Below are 24600 nucleotides of genomic sequence, written 5' to 3' on the forward strand. Positions count from 1 at the left end.
GTAAAGGAGGAGACTGTATGAGTACAGCGCAGTTATCCCAGCCAGGATCTTATTCGGTGGCACGGAAGATAAAAAATGCCTTTCTCAATATTGTTACCAATCCCTACAATGTCATTGTAGTGATAACAATTATTCTGCTCGGCTATTTGATTATCATGCCCCTGCTGGATATGATTACCACCACATTTGAATTGCAACGGGTGGACCTGAGAAGGTTTCCGAACATGACGGAGGGTGAATTTACCCTGTACTACTGGAACCGTCTGGTTTTTTCAAACCTCAGCCAGGCACTGCTCTACAGACCGCTGCTCAATTCTCTTTGCATAGCGATTTCTGTTTCGGTAATGAGCATACTGCTCGGTTCGGTTATTGCATGGCTCATGGTGCGCAGCGATATTCCCTGGAAAAAATTCTTTTCCCTGGCGGTTATCATTCCCTATATGCTGCCCTCCTGGTGTAAATCCATGGCCTGGATTACGGTATTTAAGAATTCCCGCATTGGGGGTCGTATAGGCTTTCTGGCAGCTATGGGTATTGAAACCCCAAACTGGCTTGCCTACGGGCCCATACCCATAGTCCTGGTATTGGTCATCCACTACTATGCCTACGCGTATCTTTTGGTATCCGCGGCCCTCGGCTCGGTCAACAGCGAACTTGAAGAGATGGGAGAAATTGCGGGGGCCAATAAGAGGCAGATACTGAGTAAAATAACCATGCCCCTGGTACTGCCGGCCATACTTTCGGCGGTTATCCTTACCTTTTCCAAGGCCATGGGAACCTTCGGGGTACCGGCCTTTCTGGGGATGAAGGTAAACTTCAACACCATTTCTACCACCTTGTATCAGACCATTAAAAACCGGGAAGCCACAACGGGCTATGCGGTGGCCATGATACTGATAGGGATTTCGTCAGTTTTTGTGTTCATCAATCAAAAGGCCATCGGTGCGAGAAAGAGTTTTGCTACCATAGGTGGTAAGGGTGGACGATCAACCCTGATAAAACTGGGGCCCTGGAAGTATATGATAATGGTCATGCTGCTCCTGCTCCTGGTGTTAGGCGTTATGGGCCCCCTGCTTATTCTGGTAGTGGATACCTTTATGCTTAAACCGGGCTTATATACCCTATCCAATTTTACCTTCCACTACTGGGCCGGGGCGCCAAACCTTTCAATCTATGAAGGCGAACCGGGGGTGCTCCACAATCCGCGCTTCTGGATGATATTCAGAAACACTATCATGCTGGTGGTATGTACTTCGGTTATCGCTTCCCTGGTAGGGCAGATTATCGGGTATATCATTTCCCGAACCAGGGGAAAACTGGCGGGGAAATTTATCGAACAGCTGGTCTTTGTGCCCTACCTTATTCCATCCATTGCCTTTGGCGCAATTTACCTGTCCATGTTTGCGGTTCCCCGTCTCGGCATACCCCTGCCCGGGGGAGGAACCTTCCACCTTATTCCGTCCCTGTACGGAACCTTTACCCTCATGGTACTGGTCAGTGTGGTCAAACATCTGCCCTTCTCATGCAGGGCGGGTATTTCAAATATGCTCCAGATAGGGGTCGAGCTGGAAGAAGCGGCGACCATCCAGGGATCCTCCTTCCTTAACCGCTTCAGGCGCATTGTACTCCCCCTGTCCAAAGCAGGTTTTGTATCGGGCTTCATGCTGATATTTATCAGTATCATGAAGGAACTGGATCTGATCGTCCTTATCATGACCCCCACCAGGGCTACCCTGCCCTATATGGCGTTTCAATATGCGAACCAGAACCAGGAACCCTATTCCAATGTGGTTGCAGTAATACTGTTTGCCATTGTTTTTATCACCTATATGCTGCTGAATATCGGCGGTAAGGCGGATATCGCCAAGAGCATGGGCGGCTGAAAACCGTTTCTTGCAAGTTCCCCGCGCAAAGCACGGGAAACAAACATCTAACAAGGAGAAAGAGATGAGCAGGATAGAACTTAAAAATATTGACAAGTTTTACGGCAGTAACCATGTGCTGAAAAACCTTAACCTTACCATCGAGGACGGAGAATTTATGACCCTCCTGGGACCCTCGGGATGCGGGAAAACAACAACCCTCCGGGTCATTTCGGGACTTGAGACGCCCCAAAACGGAACCATCAGCCTGGACAACAAGGAAATTGTCAATGCAAAGGAACTGTTCTATGTGGCGCCTTCCAAGCGGGAACTAAACCTGGTATTCCAATCCTACGCCCTGTGGCCCCACATGACGGTGTACAAGAATGTAGCCTTTGGGCTGACCATAAAAAAGATCCCCAACAGCGAGATCAAGGCAAAGGTGGAAAACGCCCTGGACCGTATGCAGATACTCCAGTACAAAGACCGGTATCCCTCGGAACTTTCAGGCGGGCAGCAGCAGCGGGTGGCCATAGCCAGGGCCATTGTTACCACCCCAAAGATACTGCTTTTGGACGAACCCCTTTCCAACCTTGACGCGAAGCTCCGTATTGATATGCGGTCAGAACTCAAGCGGCTGCACCAGGAAATGGGGACCACGGTTGTGTATGTTACCCACGATCAGATTGAAGCCCTTACCATGAGTACCAAGGTAGCTATTTTCTTTGACGGAGTGCTGGTGCAGGTGGATACACCAATGGATGTGTATAAAAACCCTGTCTCCCTGAGGGTGGCAGACTTTATCGGCAATCCCCGGATTAACTTTGTCGAAGGAAAGGCTTCCCTTGAAGGGGGTGATCTGGTGGTAGCTTCTGATCTGGGTGAATTCAGATTCGACCAAAAGGACCTGACCGCCAATGAATTCCCCAAATCAGGAAAATTTGACTGCATCCTCGGCCTCAGGCCCGAACAGCTCACTCCACAGAGAAATTCTTCCCCCGGCGCCCTGGAGGCTTCCGTATACGCTTCCCAGCCTGCGGGTTCCGAGACCCTGGTGCAGATTCAGATAAAAAATACCCGGCTTCTGGTCAAGGAGCTTGGCATAGGCAATTATGAGAGTGACCAGAAACTGTACCTGAGCATAAATCCTAATATGATCAATGTCTTTAACAAGGAAAGCGGCGCGCTTATTAAATACGCACTGTAAAATTTTATGGAGGAAAAGAAAATGAAAAGAATTATTATTCTTTCGGCATGCGTCTTTGCCCTGGCTTTAAGCTGCGGTAAAGGAAAAACAACTGGCAGCTCCCAGGCAGCTGCGCCGGTTACTCCGGTTATCACCGAATGGGCCAAAGCGAATAAAGTCGACGATGGCTCCCAAACTGAGGATGAATTGTATGAACTTGCCAAGAAGGAAGGCCAGGTTACCATCTATTCTATTTCCAGCCGTATTACTTCGATAAAAGTCAGCTTTGAAAAGAAATACCCTGGAGTTACGGTTAATGCCTTTGACATCAGCTCCAACGAACTCTATGAAAAGGTTACCAGGGAATATGCTGCAGGGGTTTACAACGCCGATCTGGTGCATATCAAAGATGAGGACGGGGCGATTTATCAGGAAATGGTACTGCCCGGTAAATTCAACCTTTACTACCCACAGGATATCTGCGCTCATATACCTGAATCGTCACGGGCCTATTCCATGCCCCTCTATGTTGAGCTTTCCCAGTGGTTTTATAATTCAGAGCTCTTCAGCGCTCCCCCCATTTCCAGCTGGTGGGATCTGACCAAACCGGAATGGAAGGGCCGTATAGTTATGCAGGACCCCCTGAGCGCCAACACCTATCTTATCAACTTTGCGGCCTTTGTGGCAAACTCAGCGCTTTTTGAAGAGGACTATCAGAAAGTCTTCGGCGAAAAAATAAAACTTTCCCCCGAGTGTCCCACTGCGGCGCATGAACTTATCAAACGTCTAACAGCAAATGACATTATCTTTGAAAGTTCATCCGACAGGGTTTGTGAAGCGGTCGGTACAAAAGGACAGAAAGGACCGGGTTTAGTCGGCTGGGCAGCTTCTTCCAAGCTCCGCAAAAATGCCAGCGACAACTGGGTTTTGGCACCTATCAATATTACCCCCGGAACCAGTCTCCATAACCAGAATAATCTCTACCTTGTGGACCAGGCTCCCCATCCCAATGCGGCAAAACTTCTGCTCCGCTGGATGCTCGGAGGCACCGATGGCAAAGGCGAGGGCTTTAATCCCTTTAACACCCTGGGCGGCTGGTCTGTACGGGATGACGTTGTCCCTGCCAAGGGCAATCCCCTGCTGGCAGACCTCAAGACCTTTGAAGCAGATCCCAGTTACCTTTACAGCGCCGTGCCTGATATAAAGGATTATTGGATTTCACTTCAAACAAAAAGATAAATTGAGACGTTTTCCCCGCCTATGCGGAGGGAACGCCACCGCACTTACCATTAAACGAAAGTTCGGAAATATAGTATCCGGACTTTCGTTTAAAAAATCCGGTTAAGCAATGGGCATTTTTACAGACAGAGGCAAAATAAAAAGTACTTTTTTTCTCAGCGCTTTTTCACTGAGCATGCTTTATGCTGTGATATTTATACTGTCCTATGCACTAAGCGCTGGGCCCGTCGCGAATCTTGTTCCATGGGATACCGGAAACTTTCTTGCGGTATGGCTGCCCCCGTCAATTATCTGCATCATAGCCAGTGCAATCTGCGTTATACCGCTTTTTTTTATCAGGGATAAACGTCTGGTTCCTGCGGCATTTTTTCTGCTCTTTATATACGCAGCTCTTATAGGCGTTTTTGCCCTTCTACACTATTCCCCAGAGCAGCGCCGGGCAGCGGCAGGGCTTTTTATTATGTATCTCTTTTTGCCTGTATTATGGGGCAATCTGATTTCCACTCTTGTCTATGTCTTTTATGGAAAGCGCACGTAGCACCGTGCATAATATTTATGTATTGACGGGTTTACAAAATAAAAATATACTTTAACTGTTACATAACTGTTTATTCAAAATGAAGGGTATGCCAATGATAAGCACAAAGAGGTTAACCATACGGGATATTGCAAAAATAAGCGGCGTATCCTACGCAACTGTTTCCCGTGCCCTGACCGGTAGCCCCGGTATCAACAGCGAAACCCGTAAACAGATTCTTGGGATATGCGACCAGGTTGGATATACCACAAACTACATGGCCCGCTCCCTGGTGGTGCGAAAAAGCAAACTTCTTGGGTTTATCGTGGGCAGCATCGACAACCCCTATATGGCCCAGCTTGCCTTTCAGGTGGAACTCTACGCCAGACAGCGGGGGTACAGCCTTATCCTCTGTAATTCCATGCACCAGGAACAGCACGAGGCGGAACTTTTTTCCCTCCTCATGGGCAGGCAGGTTGACGGAATCATCATTACCCCGACCAACGCCGAATCCTATGAATTGATGGATAAATACGTTGAGCAGATCCCTACGGTCGTTATCGGTGATAACCTGAAGGATGAACGCCGCAGTTATGTTACGGTAGATAATTACCAAGGAGCAGAACTGGGTACGGAATACCTCATATCCATGGGCCACCGGTCTATTGTCTATATCGGCCACCGGCAGGGAAGCAAAACCCATCAACACCGTACCGAGGGGTACCTCAACGCATGTAAGAAGCACGGCTTGAAAACTGCGGTAATCAGTAATGCTGCGCCATCCAGTTCCATAGAACACGGGTATACCCTGGGGAAAAATCTCCTTTCAGGCCCTCATCCCTATACAGCGATATTTGCGGGTAACGATACCACTGCCCTGGGTGTAATGAAGGCGGCGGATGAATTGGGAATACGAATACCCGAAGATATTTCCCTAATCGGCTTTGACAACATTTCTTATTCCATGCTACCCCGGATCAACCTTACCACCATTGAACAGCCCTTGCGCACCATGGCTGTTTCAGCGGTGGATATGTTGATCCATAATATAGAAGAAAGCGCGGCGGGGTATTCACACATTGTGCTTACCCCCACCCTGGTAAAACGAGGCACCTGCCGGCTTATAACAGGAGCCGGAGAAGAATATCAGAAGGAGAACTTACATGGGCAAACAATTTGACACCCTTATTATCGGACAGCCCTCACTGGACATCAACACGGACCATGAAGGGCACACTATCCACGAGATAGGTGGAGCGGTGGTTTATTCAGGCTTTGCGGCGGCAGCTCTGGGCCATTCGGTTTGCGTGCTTCCCAAGGCAAATAAGGATACTGTGGATACCGTATCCCTGTTCGCCAAATCAAAGAACATTGAAGTTGCGGTGGTTGGAAGCGCCAATAGTACTTCTATTGAAAACATCTACCATACTGCGGACAAAGAACGTCGGACCTGCCGGGCGGTGAGCCGCATAGATGGGTACCGGCCCGCAGATGTGCCTCCGGTGGACGCTAAGATTTACCACTTGGCAGGGCTAATGCGGGGAGACATCGGCAATGATATGATTGATTTTGCATATAAAAAAGCCCTGGTGGCGGTAGATGTGCAGGGCTTCCTCCGCTGTGGAGATGAGAAAACAGGGGAGATGTCCTTCCATGACTGGCCTGAGAAACACGAACTGCTGCCCAAAATACGGTTCCTCAAAACCGATGCGGCGGAAGCAGAAATCCTCACAGGGCTCAAGGACCGGACCGAAGCTGCGAAGGTCCTATTCGGCTGGGGCGCCCAGGAGATCATGATCACCCACAATACGGAGGTGCTGATCTACGACGGGAAAACCATCTACACCGAACCCATAAAAGCCCGCAACCTTTCCGGGCGTAGCGGTAGGGGGGACACCACCTTTTCAAGCTACATCACCGAACGGCTGGGAGTGGGGATCCCTGAGGCACTGCTTACCGCCACCGCCCTGGTCTCTCTGAAGATGGAACACCCCGGCCCCTTCAACGGAACCAGGGCCGATGTAGAAGCCTATATCAGAGAATTCTACAAAAAATAACAAGTACAACAAAGGATAGGAATTGTTATGAATTTTGACTACACGGAGATACTACAAAAACTGCATGAGCTTAACTGGATATCTATATGCCTGCGATCTGTTCTATCCATGCTTCTCGGCGGCTTTCTTGGCTATGACCGGGGCAAAAAAAACAGACCCGCAGGGTTCCGTACCCACATGCTGGTATGTTTCGGCGCAACCATGGTAATGATGACCAACCAGTTTGTCTACCAGACCTACCACGTATCGGATCCGGTACGGCTGGGCGCCCAGGTAATCAGCGGCATCGGCTTCCTCGGTGCGGGTTCGATCATCCTGAACGCCAAAAGCCAGGTCAAAGGAATTACCACCGCTGCGGGCCTTTGGGCTGCGGCTTGCTGCGGCCTTGCCATAGGTATAGGCTTTTATTCGGGGGCTATTATGGCCGGGATTGTCATTTATTTTATCGTGGTGGTGCTGAACCGCTTTGATACCCGCATCCAGGATCGTACCACAGTTATTCCCCTGTACCTTGAATTCGATAAAAAACACCCTTTCAGCGATTTTCTCTCCTATGCCCGGGAACAAAAACTTTCAGTGTCAGATATACAGCTCAGTAAAAACAAATTCATGAAAAAGATGACCTTCTGCGTGACCCTGGTGGTAAAAAGCGATATACCCCGCTTGCGTTCAGAGGTAGTGCAGTTGGTTCAGCACGCCGAAGGGGTTCAGTTCATGGAGGAGCTGTAGATGCCGGGGGATTTGTCGGATAGACTTGATCTTCTGGGGCTTTACAAGCCACACTGGGGTTATGTCTGATTCAAAGAAAACCGAAGAAGGGGCCTTTAAGGGCCTCTATGACACGGTGGTGCAGCTCCGCGCCCCCGACGGCTGCCCCTGGGACCGGGAACAGTCACCTGCTACCCTCCGGGGAGATCTTATCGAAGAGACCTACGAGTGTATTGAGGCCATTGATCAGAAGGATCCTGCCCATATACGGGAAGAGCTGGGGGACCTTTTCCTCCTGGTGACCATGATCTCCTATATGCACGAGCAGGAAAAGCTCTTTTCCGTGGCCGATGTGCTGGGAGACATCACAGAAAAACTGATACGCCGACATCCCCATGTATTCGCCGACGTAAAGGTTAAGGACAGTGCAGAGGTTCTGGACAACTGGGCCAGGATAAAGGTAGAACAGGAGGGCCGCAAGCCCAAGGACTCCCTGATGGACCAGGTGTCCCGTTCCCTGCCGCCCCTGGACCGGGCTTACAAACTTCAGAAAAAGGCTGCCAAGGCCGGTTTCGACTGGCCGGATACCCAGGGAGTCATGGGCAAGGTTGATGAAGAGTTGGGGGAGGTCGCCGATGCTATCGGGGCACTGGAAGCCCTGAGCCGTCACGCCGCTGAGGCCCCCGAGGGGGTCAGAAGGCTGCATGAAGACCTGGAAGGGGAACTGGGGGACCTCCTCTTTTCAGTGGTAAACCTCTGCCGCTTCTTAAAAGTGGAGCCTTCAGTGGCCCTCCAGCGCACCAATGCTAAATTTACGGAACGCTTCCGGCACATAGAAAAAAGGATGAAAGAAAGCAGCCTAGAACTGAGCAAAGAAAATATGAATGCCATGGACAAATTCTGGGAAGAAGCTAAGGAAAAAAGTTAACCCTAAACCCGAGTAAACCATATCAGGGCGATACTGTGCTGTCCGCCCTCGGATGCGCCGGGTGGTTTACCGGCCAAGTGGGCTTATCACCCCGGAGTATCTCGTCGATGCCTTTAGCGGCATCCAGGGACATTTTGTAGTTTGCCTCAACCGAAAGGCCGGCGCTGTGCTGGGTCACAATTACCTGGTCCATGCGGTATAGGGGGCTGTCAAAGCGGGGCTCGGGATCAAAGACATCCACCGCAGCCCCGGCAAGGCGGCCCTCATCCAGGGCCCTGGCCAGATCGGCTTCCACGTAGGTGTCACCTCGGGCGCAGTTAATGTAATAGGCACTGGGTTTCATAGCGGAAAAGGCTGCGTAGTTAAACATTCCCCGGGTTTCAGAGGTAGAGGGCACAAAAACCCCCAGGTAGTCCGAAGAAGAGAGGATCCGGGAAAAATCCGTGGTATGCTCCACCATCAGCGGGGTTTCGGGGTGTTTACGGGGGTGGTAGGTGAGTATCTTCATACCCAGGCCTGAGACTTTTTCAGCTACCATGCGGCCTATGCGGCCAAAGCCTACGATGCCCAGGGTTAAACCCGCCAGATCCCGGCGCTTCAGGTGTTCCCGGTAGGTCCAGTCCCCTTCCCGGGTTTTTCGATCCAGCCTGATGAGATCGCATTCCAGGGCCATGATCATGGCCACCGCGCATTCTGCCACGGTGTTTCCATTGGACAGGGGGGCGTTGACCACCCATATACCCTGGGACTCGGCGTAGTCCACCGCTACCGTATCCACCCCTACCCCATGGCGGGCTATCACCTTGAGCTTCTTCCCCGCAGCCAGAACCTCCTCGGGGAACCGGGCGATACGGGCCAGCAGGGCGTCGGCGTCAGCGATTTCCCGTTTAAGGGTTTCAATATCCGTGGGAACACCCACCTTGATCTCATATCCCCGTTCAAGGAGATAGTCCTTTCCCGATGAATCCACGTCCTCGGGTATCAATACCTTATACACCGGTTTACCCCTCCCCTAGCCTATCTTCTTTTTATTCCATTCCGGCAAAAGTGCCTCGGGCCCCTCCAGGAGCGAGCGGGTCAGGGCGGAAGCACAGGCTTCCAGGACCTGATCCAATACCGGCTTCTCCGGGTTTCCAAAATCCGACAGAACCCAGCCGGAAATATTATCGTGGTTCGGCCTGCCTATGCCTATACGCAGGCGCCAAAAATCGGCAGTGCCGAAGCAGCTTTTCATGGACCGCAGGCCGTTGTGCCCCCCCAGGCCGCCTGAAAACTTGAATGCCGCGACGCCCAGGGGAAGCTCCAGCTCATCATGGATCACCAGTATTTTTTCCGGGGGAATTTTAAAAAAAGAAGCAGCGGCCTTGACCGACTCCCCGGAAAGGTTCATATAGGTTTCGGGCATGAGGAAGTGGAGTCTCGGGGGAAGGGCCGGCAGTTTTAGGCCGTCCGGACCGTCAACAGGCGAGCTTGGCGGTTTTAAAGCCCTGCTGTCCAGGCCGGCGTAAAGGCCCTTGTACTTCTTCTGCCAGCTCAGGGCAAAGGGAAGAACCGCTGCTAAAAGCCGGCCCGCGTTATGGCGGTTATTCTGATATTCAGGTCCGGGGTTACCCAGAAATGCAATAAGTTCAATCATTGGTTTGCTAATCTTTCTATCCTATAGTAAACTATTATCAGCAAAATTTATAGTGATTTTTCGGGGATAATATGGAACTTATACAAACAAAGGGCCCATTGCCAACCGGGTTAGCCGGGACATTGCTGCGCTATACTGCCGGAGCTGCGGGGCAAATTGCAAGGGAAAGGGGCGGGGCTTTTGAAATCGCCCTCTGGCCCTTTGAGGAATTAATGAATTTTGCCGGCCTGGAAGGGGCGGACCAGGAGGCTTTCGGAGATCCTACGCAACTGACGGTCCAATGCGGGGGCTGGCAATCCTGGTCTGCGGGCTGGGAACTGGCTGCGGGGGAAACCTTGCCGAATCGGGTCCTGATTATCCCGGAGTTGTTAAAGCTTACCAACCGTCCAGGGGACACCGAGACACTGGCTGACCGGAGCGGCAAAGACTGGCTTATTGGACACTTCATCATGTATATCAGAGCAGGAGACCGCTACCTCTGTATAGCTGCTCTGGATGAGGGGCCTCCGGTAACGTACCGGATCAATATGAAGCGGGGATTGGTCAGCGCGGAGATCTACTGCCCGGGGAAAACCTGGGCGGAGGGGGAAGCGGCGGCAACGCTGGCGGTTTTTTCCGTTCAGGGATTCTTTTCCCTGAAGGATGCACTGAGAAAACTCTACGGGCAGGAAGAGAGCTTCAAAACCACTGCCTTCCTGGGTAAGATCCCCGGGGGATACGAATCCTGGTACAACCACTACACGAATATCAATGAAAAACTCATCCTGGGAGATCTGGAAAATCTGGGAAAAACCGAAAACATCATCAAGCTCCATTACCTGGATTCAAAAAAGCCCGTGGTATTCCAGATAGACGACGGTTGGGAAAAGGCTGTGGGGGAATGGGAAATCAATTACAAGCGCTTCCCTCAGGGACTCGCCCCGGTGGCTTCACAAATCGAACAGGCCGGGTACATACCCGGCCTCTGGTTCGCGCCTTTTCTGGTGATAAAAAAAGCCCGCATATTCAGGGAAAAACCCGAATGGGTCCTGAGGGAAAAGCCGGGTGGTAAGCCCGTGGTGGCAGGGTTCAACCACCTCTGGGACAAACAGTATTACTGTCTGGACATATCCCGGGAGGATGTACTGGATTACCTTGGGGGGCTTATAAACCGAGCGGTCGATGAATGGGGCTTCCGCTATCTCAAACTGGACTTCCTCTACACAGGCCTCTTTAACGGGGCCTTTGCCAATCCCGGCAGCCCTCACGAACACTACCGCCGGGCCTGCGCTGTCCTAACCGGCCGTAGCGCTACCAGGACCGGGCTTCCGGTGGCCTACCTGGGCTGCGGCCTCCCCCTGGGGCCTTCCTACCGCCGCTTCCCCCTCTCCCGTATCGGGGCGGACACAAAGGCCGAGTGGGACTGGAAACTGGTAAAATGCCTGGGCCACACAGGCCGGCCCTCGGCCTATATAAATCTCATGGACACCATAGGCCGTTCCTTTATGAACGGCTCGGTGTACATCAACGATCCGGATGTGATCTTCCTCAGAAGCCAAAACTGCCGGCTCACGGCCAATGAAAAGGAACTTATCGCCCTGGTCAATTTCCTCCTGGCAGGACAAATCATGTTTTCCGACAATCCCCTTCAGCTAAGCCCTGATGACCTGGCCCTGTCCGGGCATATTGCGGAACTGTACCGCAGCCTGGAGGGGGATGAGTATGGGGTAAGGCGGCTGGACCGGGATCTGTTCCGCCTGGAAAGCCGGTCCAGGAAAACCACGGGCATCATCAACCTTTCCGAAAAGCCCTGGCAGGTCTCCGGGGATGAGACAGAAGGCGGTTTTTATGCTATACTAAAGGAAGGAGAGTATATTATTGATCACCGTATCGGAGGGACCATGAATTTTGCACCCCATACAATTACGATCCTACGGATAAAGAAATAAATGAAAAAGAAAACCTATATAATCGGACACCGAAACCCCGACACTGATTCGGTGGTTTCCGCCGCAGCTTATGCCCGGCTAAAACAGGCCCAGGGGCAAGAAAACGTTTTCCCCGCAAGGGCGGGGAACATCGGCTATCAAACCGAGTACATCTTCAACCGCTTTAAGGTACCCGTACCGGAGTACCTGCCGGACCTTATCCCCAAGGCCTCCTACTACATCTCGGAGCCCCCAGTGACCATAGCCGAAGATGTGACGGTCTGGGAGGCCCTGGAACGTATGCAGAAGGACGGCCTTAGGGTCATCCCCATCGTTGATTCCCAGGGTATATACAAAAGTATGCTCCACTACCGGGGTTTTGCCAATTATATTATCACCCACATCAACCCACACAAGAAATCCTATTTTCCCGTGTCCATCGATCACCTGACCGCCACCCTCCGTGCCCAGCCTATCACGGTGTTCAATTCCAGTGAAGTGAAGAAGTCCCCCATTGTGGTGGCCGGCTCTTACAATGACTACTTCAAGAAACATCTGGAAGAGGAAAGCCCGGACGACTCCCTGGTGATCCTGGGGGACCGCTGGGATTTACAGAAATTCTGTCTGGAGAGGAAGGTCCGGGCGCTGATACTCTCCAACGGCCATACCCTGGATAAGGAACTGGTAGCCTTGGCGACAAAGAACCATGTATCGGTGATAACCAGTCCTTTCGATACCTCATCAACAGCGATGCTGATCATCTACTCAGCACCGGTGAGTGCCATGGGGGACGATTCTGTACCCCTGGTTCACCTGAATGATCCGGTGCGAAAAATACGGGAACCCCTATCAACGGCCCCTTCCCGCTGTCTCCCAGTGGGGGATGACGAGGGCCGGGTGGCGGGGATTATCTTCGAGGGAGACCTGATCAAGGAACCAAATATCGAAGTAATAATGGTGGATCATAATGAACCCAACCAGGCCATTGAGGGGATTGAAAATTACCGTATCCTTGAAGTGATAGACCACCACAGGCTTGGAAACCTTTCCACCAAGTACCCTATCACTTTTATTAACAAGGTAGTAGGGGCTACCTGCACTATTATTGCCAACCTTTACCGGGAATCCCATGTACCCATGGACAAGGAAATAGCATCAATACTACTCTGCGGTATCCTGTCAGATACCTTATCTCTCCACTCCGCCACAACCACCGATACGGATAGGAATACTGCGGAGTACCTTTCTTCGGTTACCGGCCTGGACATAATTCAACTGGGACAGGAACTCCAGACAGAAGCGAACCGCATCAACGCCCGTCCCGCAGAAGAACTGGTCGCCATGGACATGAAGGAATACGCCGAACAGGGGGTGGAATTTTCCGTGAGCCAGGTTGAAACCGACCGCCCGGACGATCTGGTAACCCGCAAGGATGAAATCCTGGGTCAGCTTGAAAAAATCTGCTCCCGCAAAAAATGGCTGTTCTCCGCCCTTCTGGTCACCGACGTGACCACCCTGGATTCCCTGCTCTTTGTAGCGGGAAAAAAATCCTTCCTGGCCCAAATCAACTTTCCCCGCAAGGAAGATGGTATCTATGTGATGAAGGACGTAGTTTCACGGAAAAAACAGCTCATCCCCCTGCTTTCTGAACTGGTGGAAAAGGCAAAGGACTGACTGAATCTATTCGCATACTATACAATCAGGAAAAATCAACCCGAAAAATGGGTATTTTTCAGGAAAAGTCAGCCCGAATAATGTGGAATTTTGAGGAAAAATCAGCCCATAAAAGAATCCGGATCCTTAAGTGGATCTTTCCTGGACAGCTCCCGCAGAGCAAGGGCTAGAAAAAAAAGACGAAAATCCGCATTATAAAGATTGATCAAGGATAGTAAACCGAAACAGGCTAAAGCTACTTTAGCTTTGGGAGGTACAATGAAACACAGTATCACCGATGTCGCAAAGGTTTTAGGGCTAACATCCAGCGCCATACGCTTTTTTGAGAAAAAAGGCCTGACCTATGTTGAACGTGAGATGAATGGGCGCCGTTTTTATACCGAAACGAATGTGCTTGAGTTGCTTGATTATACTAATTATAGATCCATGGGCTTCACTTTGAAAGAAATAGCGGAATATTTCGAAAGAAACCGCAAGAAAGGAAAGACTCGTGAAATGATGATAAAATATAGGGAAAAATATAAGCTCAAGGCGCTTGAACAAGCGGAAAAATATAAAAATTTGGCTAATGCTATTGAATCACATTTACAAAATGACCGGCTCATTGATGACTTGCTTGATAAATATGAGTTTAGTAAGCCGCCGTCTATGCTCATGTTGTACGATGAAAAATATGGTATCGCCTCGAAGGACCAAAAAATGCAGCTAATTCAACAAAAATGGATAAAAGCCATGCCCGAAACAAGATTATCGGTTTTACTTTATTCTATTGAAACCATGGAAGCGCGTTTTGGGCTTTCTATACTATCGGAAAGAGCGGAAAATCTTTCGCTGCCAAGAGATACGCACGTACAGGAATTATCCAGCGTATCCTGTTTACACACAATTATCGCTATGAATGTAAAATATATCGAGGAACCACAGTATGCATTTATAAAGCCATTAGAATTTGTTAGAGCACATGGCTTCATGCTTGCGGGTAAACCTTGGGGACATATCCTGTTTGTAGATGCAGAAAAAACGATGGGTTTATGTCTTTATATGGAACTTTGGATACCAATAAAACTCTAAAATTTATTAAAAAAAGCTTGCTTATAAAGCCACTTTAACTTGTACCATAAAATCACAGCTGTTTATTGACCACTAGTGGTTGTCTGTCATGATGTGTACTAGTCAAGATAATATCTGACACTTGTTGAAAAATATGATATACTAATCAGCAAGGAGCGGAAGATGACGAACCAACAAAAAATCATCAAAACGAAGGTCGGGATACTTGAGCTGGCAAAGCAGCTTGGGAATGTGTCGCAAGCATGCAAGGTCATGGGGTATTCCCGGGACAGTTTCTACCGGTTTAAGACCCTGTATGAGACCGGGGGCGAACTGGCGTTGCAGGAAATCAGCAAGCAAAAACCCAACGAAAAGAACCGGGTGGATCCTGAGGTGGAGAAGGCGGTGGTGGACTTTGCGTATGAGCAACCGGCCTATGGGCAATTGCGGGTCAGCAATGAGCTGAAGAAACGGGGCATGTTGGTCTCCCCCGGTGGGATTCGCAGCATCTGGCTTCGCCATGACCTGGCTACATTTAAGGCACGGCTGAAGGCGCTGGAAGCGAAGATGGCCCAGGAGCATCTCATCCTCACGGAGAGCCAATTGGCGGCCATGGAGCGAGCCCAGGAAGACAAAGAGGCTCACGGGGAAATAGAGACCGAGCATCCGGGATATTTGGGGGCTCAGGACACCTACTATGTGGGAAACATCAAGGGTGTCGGGCATATTTACCAGCAAACTTTTATCGACACGTATTCCAAGGTCGCTTTCTGCAAGGTGTACGACCGCAAGAATGCCTTGGTAGCCGCCGATATGCTGAACGATGTGGTGATTCCCTTTTTCGATTCCCAAGACATTCCCCTGCTACGGATCCTCACGGACCGGGGGAGTGAATACTGCGGGAACCGGGAGCATCACGAATATGTGTTATACCTGGATCTTGAAAACATTGAGCATACCCGGACAAAAACCCGCCATCCTCAAACGAACGGCATTTGTGAACGATTCAACAAGACCTGCAAGGAAGAGTTCTACTCGGTTGCCTTCCGTAAAAAAGTGTACCACACCATCGACGAGATACAACTTGACCTTACCGAGTGGATACGGCAATATAACTACGAGCGAACTCACAGCGGCAAGTATTGCTACGGGAAGACGCCAATGCAAACGTTCGTTGATTCAATTCCATTAGCCAAAGAAAAACTCATTGGCTATTATGAATCTGACGGTCAGTCCTAATGGATTTCTTTAAGTGTCAGACCATGTCTTGGCTAGTACACATGATGTCATGGCAGTATTCAAATGTTAAAGAGGTAAAGGCATGAACTTATCCCCAAAAGAAAATTATCTGAGGGCATTGAATCACCAGGAACCGGAGTATATACCCTTCGGAGTCGCGGAATCTGTGTTGGTTGCATCGAATCTGGAACTGGAGTACGGACATCCCGGCGGTGGCATCGATGGCTTTGGAGTGCGTTGGGTTTCTTCCGCTGAAGGGGCCGGCCAATCGCTCCCGGATTCAAGGGCATTTTTGCTTGATGATGTTACCGAATGGAAAAAGAAAGTCACTATTCCCAATCCTGATAAGATTGACTGGCAATCAATGGCCGAAACACAACTCGCTGGGGTAAATCGTGACACTACACCAACCTTGGTTATTTCTCCAAATGGTCCCTTTGAACGACTCGCTGCATGTATGGGATTTGAAAATGCCCTTATCGCAATGGTGGAGGAACCGGATGCGGTGAATGAATTATTGTCAGCGATTACTGACTTTAAAATTAAGTTCATTAAAAATATCGCAAAATATTTTAAACCTGATATTTTTTATTATGCTGATGACATTGCAACAGAACGCAACCTTTTTATGTCCCCGGCAACCTACCGGGAACTCATAAAACCCCAGCATAAGCGTATTGCTGAGGCGAGCAAAGAGTGTGGCATGATTCCGATACAACATACCTGTGGCAGAGCCGAAGACATCATTGAAGATATTATCGACACAGGAGCAGATGCTTGGAGTTCTGTTCAACCAAGAAATGATATTGCCGGTTTATTAAAAAAATACGGCAATAAAATAGTCATTGAAGGCGGATATGACGCAAATGGGGCTCCAGGTTTTGAAACTGCTTCCAATGAAAAAATTGAGGCGGAAGTTCGAAGATGTTTTTCCGAATATGGCAAATATAAAGGTTATACGTTCTGGGGGTTCTTAATGAAAACCGGAACCAATCTAAATATATTTGAGGACGTATTTAACGCCTATCTGAAAGTCCGGGACGGGAAATAACCCAGAAAGGGTGGCGCAGACTTATTGTTTACGCCGCTCTTTTTGTTTGTACGGAGTATAAAGCATGAATGTCCAAATAATCGTCCTTGGCGGCTTCCTCGGTTCCGGTAAAACAACTGTTCTGCTGGAACTGGCAAAATATCTCACCGGCAAACAGGGGCAGGTACAAAACACTAGGGTGGTCATCATCGAAAACGAGATCAGCGAGGCGGGTATGGACAGCCGCCTTTTCGAGAAGGATTACCGGGTAAAAAACCTGTTTTCAGGCTGCGCCTGCTGTACCTATTCGGGGGAATTTGAGGCCGCCCTGCAAGCGGTGATCCGGGACTATGAGCCTGAGTGGATCATCGTGGAAGCTACGGGGCTTGCCTATCCGGATGCGATTAAGGCATCGGTACAAAAGTCAACGGGAATTATTCCCTGTATGCTTACAGTGGCGGATGCAAAACGCTGGTTCCGTGCCCTTGCAGGAATGGAACAGTTTGTGGAGGGCCAACTCCGGGAGGCGGACATTATTTTGGTGAATAAGGTCGATCTTGCGGGAGAAGCAGAGACGGCTAAAGTCATTGACAGTATCAGCGCGAAACAAAGCGCCGCTCAAATAGTTAAGACCACGGCCAGCGCGGGATTAGACGAATCATTTTGGAACGATATCTTAAAACCAAGGAGGCCCTGAATGGACCGGAATGATTCCCATGAACATCATCACTCCCATAATCATCACGAACACGAACAGGTCGGCCATGTTCATCTCCCGGAGGACAGAATAAGTATTTCTACCCATGAAGAATCCATTATCGCCGTATTCAAATCCCATATAGCGGCGCCCTACCAGGAAGCGGTCGGGATAGTGGGCAGGGGCATGAAAAATGTGGCGGAAGAAGTTGTTGAAAACGGCGGGATAATAGGGCATATTAAATCCTTTGTGATTGCCGAGGGCGAGCGGTGTATGATTTCGATAAGCGATGCCGGGACAGAAGCGCAGGAAAAACATATTCCCGGTGAATCCGCCAATTTTGAACTGGTTGTTATCGTTTTTCATGTCGATGAAGATACATTGCGGGGAATTATTCATTCCATATTTCCCGAATAAGTTTACGGTTCTTATATTTTCCTATTTATAATTATGCCTTTTTGTGCTATTATAATCCCAATCATCGGTTACCGGGAGAATTTTTAAAACCCTTAGAAACCGGAGGGTTCTTTTTCCTCCGGGCTTTTCCCATCCCCGTCAATAACCCACCTCACATAGGGATCTTCCAGATTGTACAGATGACAGGCCACACTATGTTCACTGTTGCCGGGCATGGGCTTAATTACCGGGTGCAGCCGAGAACATACGGGCATGGCCTGGGGGCAGCGGGTATGGAACACACAGCCTGAGGGGGGATTAATGGGAGACGGCAAATCTCCGGTCAGGGTCATCTTTTGTTTGCGGATATGGGGATCCGGTTCTGGTACCGCAGAAAGCAGAGCCTGGGTATAGGGATGGAGGGTATTGGAAAACAGCTCATCTGTGAGGGCAGTTTCCATCAAATGCCCCAGGTACATTACCCCAATACGGTCGGAAATAAATTTTACTACACTGATATCATGGGCAATAAAGAGATAGGTAAGCTGATCCTGCTTTTGCAGGTCCAGGAGCAAATTTATTATCTGGGACTGGATCGAAACATCCAGGGCTGAAACCGGTTCATCACAGATGATAAGTTTAGGATTAAGGATTAAAGCCCGGGCAAGCCCGATACGCTGGCGCTGGCCGCCTGAAAATTCGTGGGGGTAGCGGTAAAAGTGTTCGGTACGCAGCCCGACCTTATCCATTATTTCCATTGCCAGGGCGATCCGCTCCTGAGTATCCCGGCCGATACGGTGGATGAGCAAAACTTCCAGAAGCATATCCCCTACCCGGACCCGGGGATTGAGAGATGTGTAGGGATCCTGAAATACCATCTGCATGTCCCGCCTGAAGGGCCGCAGGTCCTTTTCGTTTAGGGAAGTAATATCAGTTTTATTGAACTTAACACTGCCGGAGCTGGGATCCTGCAGCCGGATAACTGTTCGGCCAAAGGTACTCTTGCCACAGCCGGTCTCCCCTACCAGGCCATAGGTCTCCCCCTGGTAAAGGGTCAGAGAAACACCGTCCACAGCTTTAACCTGGTTAATTATCTTACCGAAGGCGTTCCGGATAGGAAAATGTTTTACCAAATCTACAACATCAAGTATAACTTTATTTTCCCCAGCCATATCCGCCCCTTAGCCTTTTAATCCCGCAGACAGTTGGCCCGCAGTTTTCCAGCACCGCGCCTTATGGGAACTACTAATCTCCTGTAAGGCTTGAGACTCTTCTCTGCAGCGGTTCTCGGCATACAAACACCGGTCCGCAAAACGGCAGCCTGAAGGAATCTGATCCAAAAGCGGTACCGTGCCGGGGATCATATACAGCTTTTCATCCCTGGAACCGGAGAGGCGGGGAATGGATTTCAGAAGACCCTGGGTATAAGGATGCCGAGGATTATCAAAAAGTTCATCCACCAGGGCTTCCTCCACTATCTGCCCCAAATACATCACCACCACCCGCCGGCAGGTTTCCGCTACCACCGCCAGATCGTGGGTGATAAGTACCACCCCCATGTTAAGTTTTTTGTTCAAGCCCACGATCAGGTCCATTATCTGGGCCTGGATGGTTACATCCAGCGCAGTTGTGGGCTCGTCGGCAATAAGAAGCCGGGGGCCGCAGGCCAGGGCAATGGCTATCATGATCCGCTGCCTCATGCCCCCGGAAAGTTCATGGGGAAACTGGCTTATCCGTTTGACAGGATCAGGGATGCCCACCATGCCCAGCAATTCAAGGACCTGTTCACGGGCTTCCGCTTTTTTCATATGCCGGTGAATAATAAGAGATTCGGCAATCTGATCCCCCACGGAAAATACAGGGTTAAGGGAACTCATGGCATCCTGAAACACCATGGCAATCTCCTGCCCCCGGTACTCCCTCATCTGCCGGCGGGGGATATTAAGGATATCCCTACCCTGGAAAAGAATTTTTCCCGAATACTGTACTTGCCGTTTTTCATCATATAAACGGAGAATAGACTGGGAGGTAACGCTTTTACCGCAGCCCGACTCCCCCACAAGTCCCAAAATCTCCCCCTGCTCCACGGTGAATGAAACTCCGTCCACTGCCTTCAGAATACCCCGTTCAGTGTGAAAGCTGGTACTCAGTTCATCAATGGATAGTAATGCTGTTTCACCCATGTTCAGTTTCCTCAATTGCTCAAGGGATCAAGCAGGTCCCTCATGCCGTCCCCAAAGAGGTTAAGCCCCAGTACCGTAAGGGCAGTGATGATACCGGGAAACACAATCAGCCACTGGGCCTGATAGATAACCCCCCGGCCGTCGCTCAGGATACTGCCCCAGCTTGGCTGGGGCGCGGGAATACCGGCTCCAAGGAAACTGAGGGCCGCCTCGGTAATAATCGCAGAAGCGAACACAAAGGTCATCTGCACAATCATGGGGGAAATAATATTAGGCGCAATGTGGCGGAAGAGTATCCGTCTGCTTCTGGCCCCAACACCCTTCATAGCCTCAATATAAGTCTGCTCCTTTACCACCAGGGCAGCGGAGCGGGCAATTTGAGCCATACTGGGGGTGCTTACCACCGCAAGGCTGATGATAACATTTTTAATATCCGCCCCCAGGGCGGTCATCAGGGCAATGGCAAGCAAAATCGAAGGGATGGACTTCAGGCCGTCGCAGATCCGCATCAGTATATTGTCCAATACTTTGCTGTGGCTGGCGTAAAGCCCGATGATCATCCCCAAGGCGCCGGAGAGGATCCCCGTGGAAAGGCCCACGATCATGGATATCCGCGCCCCATAGACGACCCGAGTAAATACATCCCGGCCCAAAATATCCGTGCCAAACCAATGCTCCGCCGATGGGGGCTTGAGCTGGTTTGAAACATCCACCGTGTAGGGAGAAGTTCTGATGATAATGGGGCCGAAGATCGCCGCAAGCAACACTATCAGCACTATCACAAGCCCCGCCACAGACTGCTTGTTGCGGAGGAATTTCCGTATCAACAAGGCCCGCTGTTCAGCTTCCAGCCGCTTCCGCAGTTGGTGCATTTTTTCAAAATTTACCGCTTGTTTCATTGTCTTTTAGTTTGCCAGCCGGATACGGGGATCCGCCAGTCCGTAGAGCAGGTCAACTGCCAGATTAATTACCACATTGATAAGGGCAATCAACAGCACCACTGCCTGAATAACCTGATAATCCCGGCGGCCAATGGAATTGACCACCAGGGAACCGATACCGGGAATCCCGAACAGGGATTCTACCACTGTGGCCCCCGAAAGAGCACCGATAAAACTCTGCCCCACCACCGCAATGATCGGTACCAGGGCATTACGGAATGCGTGTTTTGTTACCAAGAAAAAATCCGATACCCCTTTCGCCTTTGCCATACGCACATAATCACTGGCAAGGGTCTCCAGCAGGCTGGCCCGGGTCATCCGCATCAGCAGTGCGGAGTACATGAAACCCAGAGCAATGGCGGGCAAGGTGAGGGAACGGATATGGGGCCCCAGGCCTACGGAGATTGGGGAAAAACCTGCCACCGGAAACCACCGGAACCGGACTGCGAAGATCACAATCAAAAAAAGTCCCAGAAGAAAACTGGGAAGGGAAATCCCCAGCAAGGCGGTAACTGATACTATATGATCCGGAACAGTACCTTTCTTCCGGGCCCCCAGCATACCCAGGGGCAGCGCAATAATCGTGGCGATGATCATGGAATACAGTGACAAGGAAATGGTGGGCCGCAGACGATCCGCAATCATGGTGGATACAGGAATACTCTGGGCTACTGAAACCCCAAAATCACCCTGACAAACCCGGCTTATCCAATTAAGGTAGCGAGGGACAAAAGGCTGGTCCAGTCCCATCCGCAGCCTAAGGATGGCAATATCCTCAGGGGTGGCATTCTCCCCCAAGATCATCGCCGCCGGATCCCCGGGGATTAGATACACGATGCTGAAAATAACCACCGAAACGATAAACAGTACCGGAATAGCGGAGAGGAGCCGCTTAACAATATACTTTCTCATCCCAAACCTCCGGCACTAAAACTATTGCCCCGACCTTGACAGCCGGGATATTGATTCCTACTTTCTTATCTTGGTATTCCAGAAGTAAAGCCCATTATAAACAGTAACGTTCTCCACCTTCTTGTTCCATGCGGAGGCGGCAATATAATGTCCCAGGTTGAGGATAGGCAGGTATTCCCAGGAATACTCCTGGAGGGTATCCCAGATCTGCCGGGCTTCTTCCCTGCTCGTGGCGGCGTTGAAAGCGGACACATACTTCTGCAAGGTTGGGTCATCGGACCAGCCCGCATAGGTCGCCGCAAAATAGAGTTTCAGGGAAGGCACCGGAACGCTGGAAAAACTGGTGGTGTAGATATCGAAGCGGACCGGATCGGATATATAGGCCATTACCGTGGCCCAGTCAACGGTGGTTACCTTTACATTGATGCCGATGGCCTCAAGCTGCTGCTGCATAACCAGGACGCCGCTGTCCAAATTACCCATAGTGGTGGTGAGTATCACAAAAGGCTCTCCCTTATAATTGGACTTTGCCAGATACTCCTTTGCCAAAGCAGGGTTTTTCAGATTGTACTGATCCTTCCCGGCAAGGGATTTCCAGTAAGGCTGGGTGTCGTCCATATAGGAAGATCCGAGTTCATAGAGTTCGCCATAGACAGGCTTAAGAATATCATCCACATTGATCACCGCATTGACAGCCTTGCGGAAGTACAGATCCGAAGCGGGACCTTCTCGTTTGTCAAACACAAATGCTGAGGTACCCGCCTGGAAACGCACCATTTCTACATCCTGCATTGCCGCTACCCTGGGCAGATCATAGGTACTGAGGTTGTAGTTAATGTCATACTGACCGGTTTCCAGCCCCGCGATACGGGTGGTGGCTTCCGGGACCACCCAGAAGTAAATCTGTTCCACCCCGGGCGCCTTATAGCCAGCCCAGCCATCAATCGGCTTCGAGGGATCCCCGTAAGGGACATAGTCGGCGAATTTCTCCAAGAGTATATACTGGTTGAGTTTCCATTCCACAAATTTGAAAGGACCGGTGCCGATATTCTGTTTCAGGAAACCCTTGTCGTCCTCGTCGGCGCAGGCCTTTGCCGTGGTTATCGACGCAGGCTGATTGGCCCCGGCTATCACATCCGGAAAGGTTACCGCAGGATGATTAAAGGTAATGCGGACCGTGCTATCGTCAAGCTTTTCAAACCGGGAGGCCCCGGCAAGTTCCCGCATCACCGAAAAGCCGCCGATCCAGCGGTTCATGGAGACCACCACATCATCTGCGTTCATCACCGAGCCATCGTGAAATTTCACCCCTTTCCGCAGATAAAAGGTAAACGTAGCCGCATCGCTGCTCATTTCAAAGCGCTCACAGAGTTCCGGCACTACTTCGGATTCGGCGTTCAGGGTAACGAGTTTTTCCCATATAGTGCCGGCGCCGATCTGGCGGGCAACAAGGGAGCTGTTTTTATGCAAATCCAGGGAAGGCGATTCCTGCATGACCGCCACATTCAAAACTGTTTTGTACTCCACCGCCGATGCTGGTGCGGCTTTTTTCCCGCACCCGGCCAAAACCGCCAGCATAAGACAACAACATACCAATCCTAAGCCTTTTTTCATTTGTATTCCTCCATAAATGATTTTTCCAATTTTATAGAAAAAAATACAATAGATCAAGTATATTTATTATTTATTCATTCTCTTGGAGTGTATGCGTAAATATGCAAATTTAAAGACGAGCCGGCCTGCACTGTACAGCACAGAATGGGATAGGCATTTCAACCTATTACTTGCAATTATGCCGTTCCGTGTTATTATATTCCCAATACCCATATATAGGAGAGTTAACATGAAGAAAATTCTGGTAATCAATGGCAGCGGCAGAAAGGAGGGCAATGCGGCGGGCTTGGCCTCCCAGGCAATTGAATCAATGAAAAAGGCGGGAACCGAGGCGAAGCTGTTCAATTTAGGCGAAATGAACATCCATCCCTGTGTCGCCTGTAACGGCTGTAAAACAGGTACCGGTGGATGTGTCCAAAAGGATGAGCTCAGCAGCTTGATTGATGACATGCTGGACTGCGACGGCATCCTATTGACCTCCCCGATCTATTTCGGCCGGGCTACTGCCCAGGTGTATATCTGGGTCAACCGCCTCTATAGTTTAATGTCCTCTGCGGGGAGCCGCTGTGAAAAAAAGGAAAGCCGGAAACTCGGCGTAATTCTCACCTTTAACAGCGGCCCTGCGGATGTCTATGCCAAGGAAGCGGATTACCTGGCCATGGGGGGGGTAAAAATGGTTGCCGGCATTACGGCGCACAACATTTTGCTAGCCGGTGGCTTAAGTGATAAGGACGCGTATAAAAGCCACACCGAGTACCTTGATAAGGCGAAAGTCCTGGGAGAGTGGCTGGTTCAGTAAGTTCTGATTCCCCGGAGCCGCCGCT

Annotated in this window: 22 protein-coding genes; 15 read left to right on the plus strand and 7 right to left on the minus strand. The window is 50.3% G+C overall.

All coding sequences use genetic code 11. The features are described from left to right. Nucleotides 1-17: 17 nt before the first annotated feature. The 7 genes from TREPR_RS09910 to mazG all read left to right on the plus strand — a co-directional run bounded on the left by TREPR_RS09910 (nucleotide 18) and on the right by mazG (nucleotide 8497). Nucleotides 18-1883, plus strand: coding sequence for an ABC transporter permease (locus TREPR_RS09910; protein WP_015708177.1), 1866 nt, complete (start codon nucleotides 18-20; stop codon nucleotides 1881-1883). 64 nt (nucleotides 1884-1947) lie between these two features. Next, a complete protein-coding gene (locus TREPR_RS09915) occupies nucleotides 1948-3069 on the plus strand; it encodes an ABC transporter ATP-binding protein (RefSeq protein ID WP_015708178.1) in 1122 nt (373 codons plus the stop codon). A 21-nt stretch (nucleotides 3070-3090) separates the two neighbouring features. Next, on the plus strand, nucleotides 3091-4287 hold the full coding sequence (locus TREPR_RS09920; RefSeq protein ID WP_015708179.1) for an ABC transporter substrate-binding protein: 1197 nt from the start codon (nucleotides 3091-3093) through the stop codon (nucleotides 4285-4287). A gap of 632 nt (nucleotides 4288-4919) precedes the next feature. After that, a complete protein-coding gene (locus TREPR_RS09930; protein WP_015708181.1) occupies nucleotides 4920-5984 on the plus strand; it encodes a LacI family DNA-binding transcriptional regulator in 1065 nt (354 codons plus the stop codon). Next, complete coding sequence (locus tag TREPR_RS09935; RefSeq protein WP_015708182.1) at nucleotides 5968-6861, plus strand: carbohydrate kinase family protein; 894 nt, start codon at nucleotides 5968-5970, stop codon at nucleotides 6859-6861. The genes TREPR_RS09930 and TREPR_RS09935 overlap by 17 nt, the downstream gene beginning before the upstream one ends. 27 nt (nucleotides 6862-6888) lie before the next feature. Next, entirely contained in the window at nucleotides 6889-7590 is a 702-nt protein-coding gene (locus TREPR_RS09940) for an MgtC/SapB family protein (RefSeq protein WP_015708183.1), read from the plus strand. A 61-nt stretch (nucleotides 7591-7651) separates the two neighbouring features. Next, nucleotides 7652-8497, plus strand: coding sequence for a nucleoside triphosphate pyrophosphohydrolase (gene mazG, locus TREPR_RS09945; RefSeq protein WP_041611604.1), 846 nt, complete (start codon nucleotides 7652-7654; stop codon nucleotides 8495-8497). Nucleotides 8498-8519: 22 nt separating this feature from the next. On the opposite strand, the gene TREPR_RS09950 is transcribed toward mazG, so the two are convergent. Both TREPR_RS09950 and pth read right to left on the minus strand, forming a co-directional pair. After that, the gene (locus TREPR_RS09950) at nucleotides 8520-9494 is read right to left on the minus strand and encodes a hydroxyacid dehydrogenase (protein ID WP_015708185.1); all 975 of its coding nucleotides are present in this window, start codon (nucleotides 9492-9494) and stop codon (nucleotides 8520-8522) included. A gap of 15 nt (nucleotides 9495-9509) precedes the next feature. Next, nucleotides 9510-10133 carry an aminoacyl-tRNA hydrolase gene (gene pth, locus TREPR_RS09955; protein WP_015708186.1) on the minus strand — a complete coding sequence of 208 codons (624 nt, stop codon included), beginning with the start codon at nucleotides 10131-10133 and terminating at the stop codon, nucleotides 9510-9512. A 71-nt stretch (nucleotides 10134-10204) separates the two neighbouring features. Between pth and TREPR_RS09960 the strand changes: the two genes are divergently transcribed. The 7 genes from TREPR_RS09960 to TREPR_RS09990 all read left to right on the plus strand — a co-directional run bounded on the left by TREPR_RS09960 (nucleotide 10205) and on the right by TREPR_RS09990 (nucleotide 18147). Next, nucleotides 10205-12061, plus strand: coding sequence for a glycoside hydrolase family 36 protein (locus tag TREPR_RS09960; RefSeq protein WP_015708187.1), 1857 nt, complete (start codon nucleotides 10205-10207; stop codon nucleotides 12059-12061). Further along, a complete protein-coding gene (locus TREPR_RS09965) occupies nucleotides 12062-13714 on the plus strand; it encodes a putative manganese-dependent inorganic diphosphatase (protein WP_015708188.1) in 1653 nt (550 codons plus the stop codon). 258 nt (nucleotides 13715-13972) lie between these two features. Then, nucleotides 13973-14785 (plus strand): MerR family transcriptional regulator, encoded by an 813-nt coding sequence (locus TREPR_RS09970; RefSeq protein ID WP_015708189.1) that lies wholly within the window; start codon nucleotides 13973-13975, stop codon nucleotides 14783-14785. Nucleotides 14786-14947: 162 nt separating this feature from the next. Next, nucleotides 14948-16003 carry an IS481 family transposase gene (locus tag TREPR_RS09975; RefSeq protein ID WP_015708190.1) on the plus strand — a complete coding sequence of 352 codons (1056 nt, stop codon included), beginning with the start codon at nucleotides 14948-14950 and terminating at the stop codon, nucleotides 16001-16003. A gap of 82 nt (nucleotides 16004-16085) precedes the next feature. Next, entirely contained in the window at nucleotides 16086-17054 is a 969-nt protein-coding gene (locus TREPR_RS09980; protein WP_015708191.1) for a uroporphyrinogen decarboxylase family protein, read from the plus strand. 64 nt (nucleotides 17055-17118) lie between these two features. Continuing rightward, the gene (locus tag TREPR_RS09985; RefSeq protein ID WP_015708192.1) at nucleotides 17119-17730 is read left to right on the plus strand and encodes a GTP-binding protein; all 612 of its coding nucleotides are present in this window, start codon (nucleotides 17119-17121) and stop codon (nucleotides 17728-17730) included. Further along, nucleotides 17731-18147, plus strand: a complete 417-nt coding sequence (locus TREPR_RS09990; RefSeq protein WP_015708193.1) for a hypothetical protein — start codon at nucleotides 17731-17733, stop codon at nucleotides 18145-18147. A 92-nt stretch (nucleotides 18148-18239) separates the two neighbouring features. Here TREPR_RS09990 and TREPR_RS09995 read toward each other — a convergent pair whose 3' ends face one another. The 5 genes from TREPR_RS09995 to TREPR_RS10015 are packed head-to-tail and all read right to left on the minus strand — an operon-like array spanning nucleotide 18240 to nucleotide 23776. After that, nucleotides 18240-19298, minus strand: a complete 1059-nt coding sequence (locus tag TREPR_RS09995) for an ABC transporter ATP-binding protein (protein WP_015708194.1) — start codon at nucleotides 19296-19298, stop codon at nucleotides 18240-18242. A 9-nt stretch (nucleotides 19299-19307) separates the two neighbouring features. Beyond that, nucleotides 19308-20309: an ABC transporter ATP-binding protein gene (locus TREPR_RS10000; RefSeq protein WP_015708195.1), complete on the minus strand. Its 1002-nt coding sequence runs from the start codon at nucleotides 20307-20309 to the stop codon at nucleotides 19308-19310. 11 nt (nucleotides 20310-20320) lie between these two features. Next, nucleotides 20321-21208 carry an ABC transporter permease gene (locus TREPR_RS10005; RefSeq protein WP_015708196.1) on the minus strand — a complete coding sequence of 296 codons (888 nt, stop codon included), beginning with the start codon at nucleotides 21206-21208 and terminating at the stop codon, nucleotides 20321-20323. Nucleotides 21209-21214: 6 nt separating this feature from the next. Then, nucleotides 21215-22162 carry an ABC transporter permease gene (locus tag TREPR_RS10010; protein WP_015708197.1) on the minus strand — a complete coding sequence of 316 codons (948 nt, stop codon included), beginning with the start codon at nucleotides 22160-22162 and terminating at the stop codon, nucleotides 21215-21217. Nucleotides 22163-22219: 57 nt separating this feature from the next. Next, complete coding sequence (locus TREPR_RS10015; RefSeq protein WP_148257286.1) at nucleotides 22220-23776, minus strand: ABC transporter substrate-binding protein; 1557 nt, start codon at nucleotides 23774-23776, stop codon at nucleotides 22220-22222. A 229-nt stretch (nucleotides 23777-24005) separates the two neighbouring features. On the opposite strand from TREPR_RS10015, the gene TREPR_RS17885 reads away from it, so the two are divergent. Continuing rightward, on the plus strand, nucleotides 24006-24575 hold the full coding sequence (locus tag TREPR_RS17885; RefSeq protein ID WP_015708199.1) for a flavodoxin family protein: 570 nt from the start codon (nucleotides 24006-24008) through the stop codon (nucleotides 24573-24575). Nucleotides 24576-24600 lie beyond the last annotated feature (25 nt).

Source organism: Treponema primitia ZAS-2 (assembly GCF_000214375.1).
Classification (GTDB): Bacteria; Spirochaetota; Spirochaetia; order Treponematales; family Breznakiellaceae; genus Termitinema; species Termitinema primitia.

What these genes read in the sequence shown, in the direction of transcription:
- TREPR_RS09910 (WP_015708177.1), top strand. Translation starts at nt 18, where the DNA reads ATGAGTACAGCGCAGTTATCCCAGCCAGGATCTTATTCGGTGGCACGG.
- TREPR_RS09915 (WP_015708178.1), top strand. Translation starts at nt 1,948, where the DNA reads ATGAGCAGGATAGAACTTAAAAATATTGACAAGTTTTACGGCAGTAAC.
- TREPR_RS09920 (WP_015708179.1), top strand. Translation starts at nt 3,091, where the DNA reads ATGAAAAGAATTATTATTCTTTCGGCATGCGTCTTTGCCCTGGCTTTA.
- TREPR_RS09930 (WP_015708181.1), top strand. Translation starts at nt 4,920, where the DNA reads ATGATAAGCACAAAGAGGTTAACCATACGGGATATTGCAAAAATAAGC.
- TREPR_RS09935 (WP_015708182.1), top strand. Translation starts at nt 5,968, where the DNA reads ATGGGCAAACAATTTGACACCCTTATTATCGGACAGCCCTCACTGGAC.
- TREPR_RS09940 (WP_015708183.1), top strand. Translation starts at nt 6,889, where the DNA reads ATGAATTTTGACTACACGGAGATACTACAAAAACTGCATGAGCTTAAC.
- mazG (WP_041611604.1), top strand. Translation starts at nt 7,652, where the DNA reads ATGTCTGATTCAAAGAAAACCGAAGAAGGGGCCTTTAAGGGCCTCTAT.
- pth (WP_015708186.1), bottom strand. Translation starts at nt 10,133, where the DNA reads ATGATTGAACTTATTGCATTTCTGGGTAACCCCGGACCTGAATATCAG.
- TREPR_RS09960 (WP_015708187.1), top strand. Translation starts at nt 10,205, where the DNA reads ATGGAACTTATACAAACAAAGGGCCCATTGCCAACCGGGTTAGCCGGG.
- TREPR_RS09965 (WP_015708188.1), top strand. Translation starts at nt 12,062, where the DNA reads ATGAAAAAGAAAACCTATATAATCGGACACCGAAACCCCGACACTGAT.
- TREPR_RS09970 (WP_015708189.1), top strand. Translation starts at nt 13,973, where the DNA reads ATGAAACACAGTATCACCGATGTCGCAAAGGTTTTAGGGCTAACATCC.
- TREPR_RS09975 (WP_015708190.1), top strand. Translation starts at nt 14,948, where the DNA reads ATGACGAACCAACAAAAAATCATCAAAACGAAGGTCGGGATACTTGAG.
- TREPR_RS09980 (WP_015708191.1), top strand. Translation starts at nt 16,086, where the DNA reads ATGAACTTATCCCCAAAAGAAAATTATCTGAGGGCATTGAATCACCAG.
- TREPR_RS09985 (WP_015708192.1), top strand. Translation starts at nt 17,119, where the DNA reads ATGAATGTCCAAATAATCGTCCTTGGCGGCTTCCTCGGTTCCGGTAAA.
- TREPR_RS09990 (WP_015708193.1), top strand. Translation starts at nt 17,731, where the DNA reads ATGGACCGGAATGATTCCCATGAACATCATCACTCCCATAATCATCAC.
- TREPR_RS09995 (WP_015708194.1), bottom strand. Translation starts at nt 19,298, where the DNA reads ATGGCTGGGGAAAATAAAGTTATACTTGATGTTGTAGATTTGGTAAAA.
- TREPR_RS10000 (WP_015708195.1), bottom strand. Translation starts at nt 20,309, where the DNA reads ATGGGTGAAACAGCATTACTATCCATTGATGAACTGAGTACCAGCTTT.
- TREPR_RS10005 (WP_015708196.1), bottom strand. Translation starts at nt 21,208, where the DNA reads ATGAAACAAGCGGTAAATTTTGAAAAAATGCACCAACTGCGGAAGCGG.
- TREPR_RS10010 (WP_015708197.1), bottom strand. Translation starts at nt 22,162, where the DNA reads ATGAGAAAGTATATTGTTAAGCGGCTCCTCTCCGCTATTCCGGTACTG.
- TREPR_RS10015 (WP_148257286.1), bottom strand. Translation starts at nt 23,776, where the DNA reads ATGAAAAAAGGCTTAGGATTGGTATGTTGTTGTCTTATGCTGGCGGTT.
- TREPR_RS17885 (WP_015708199.1), top strand. Translation starts at nt 24,006, where the DNA reads ATGAAGAAAATTCTGGTAATCAATGGCAGCGGCAGAAAGGAGGGCAAT.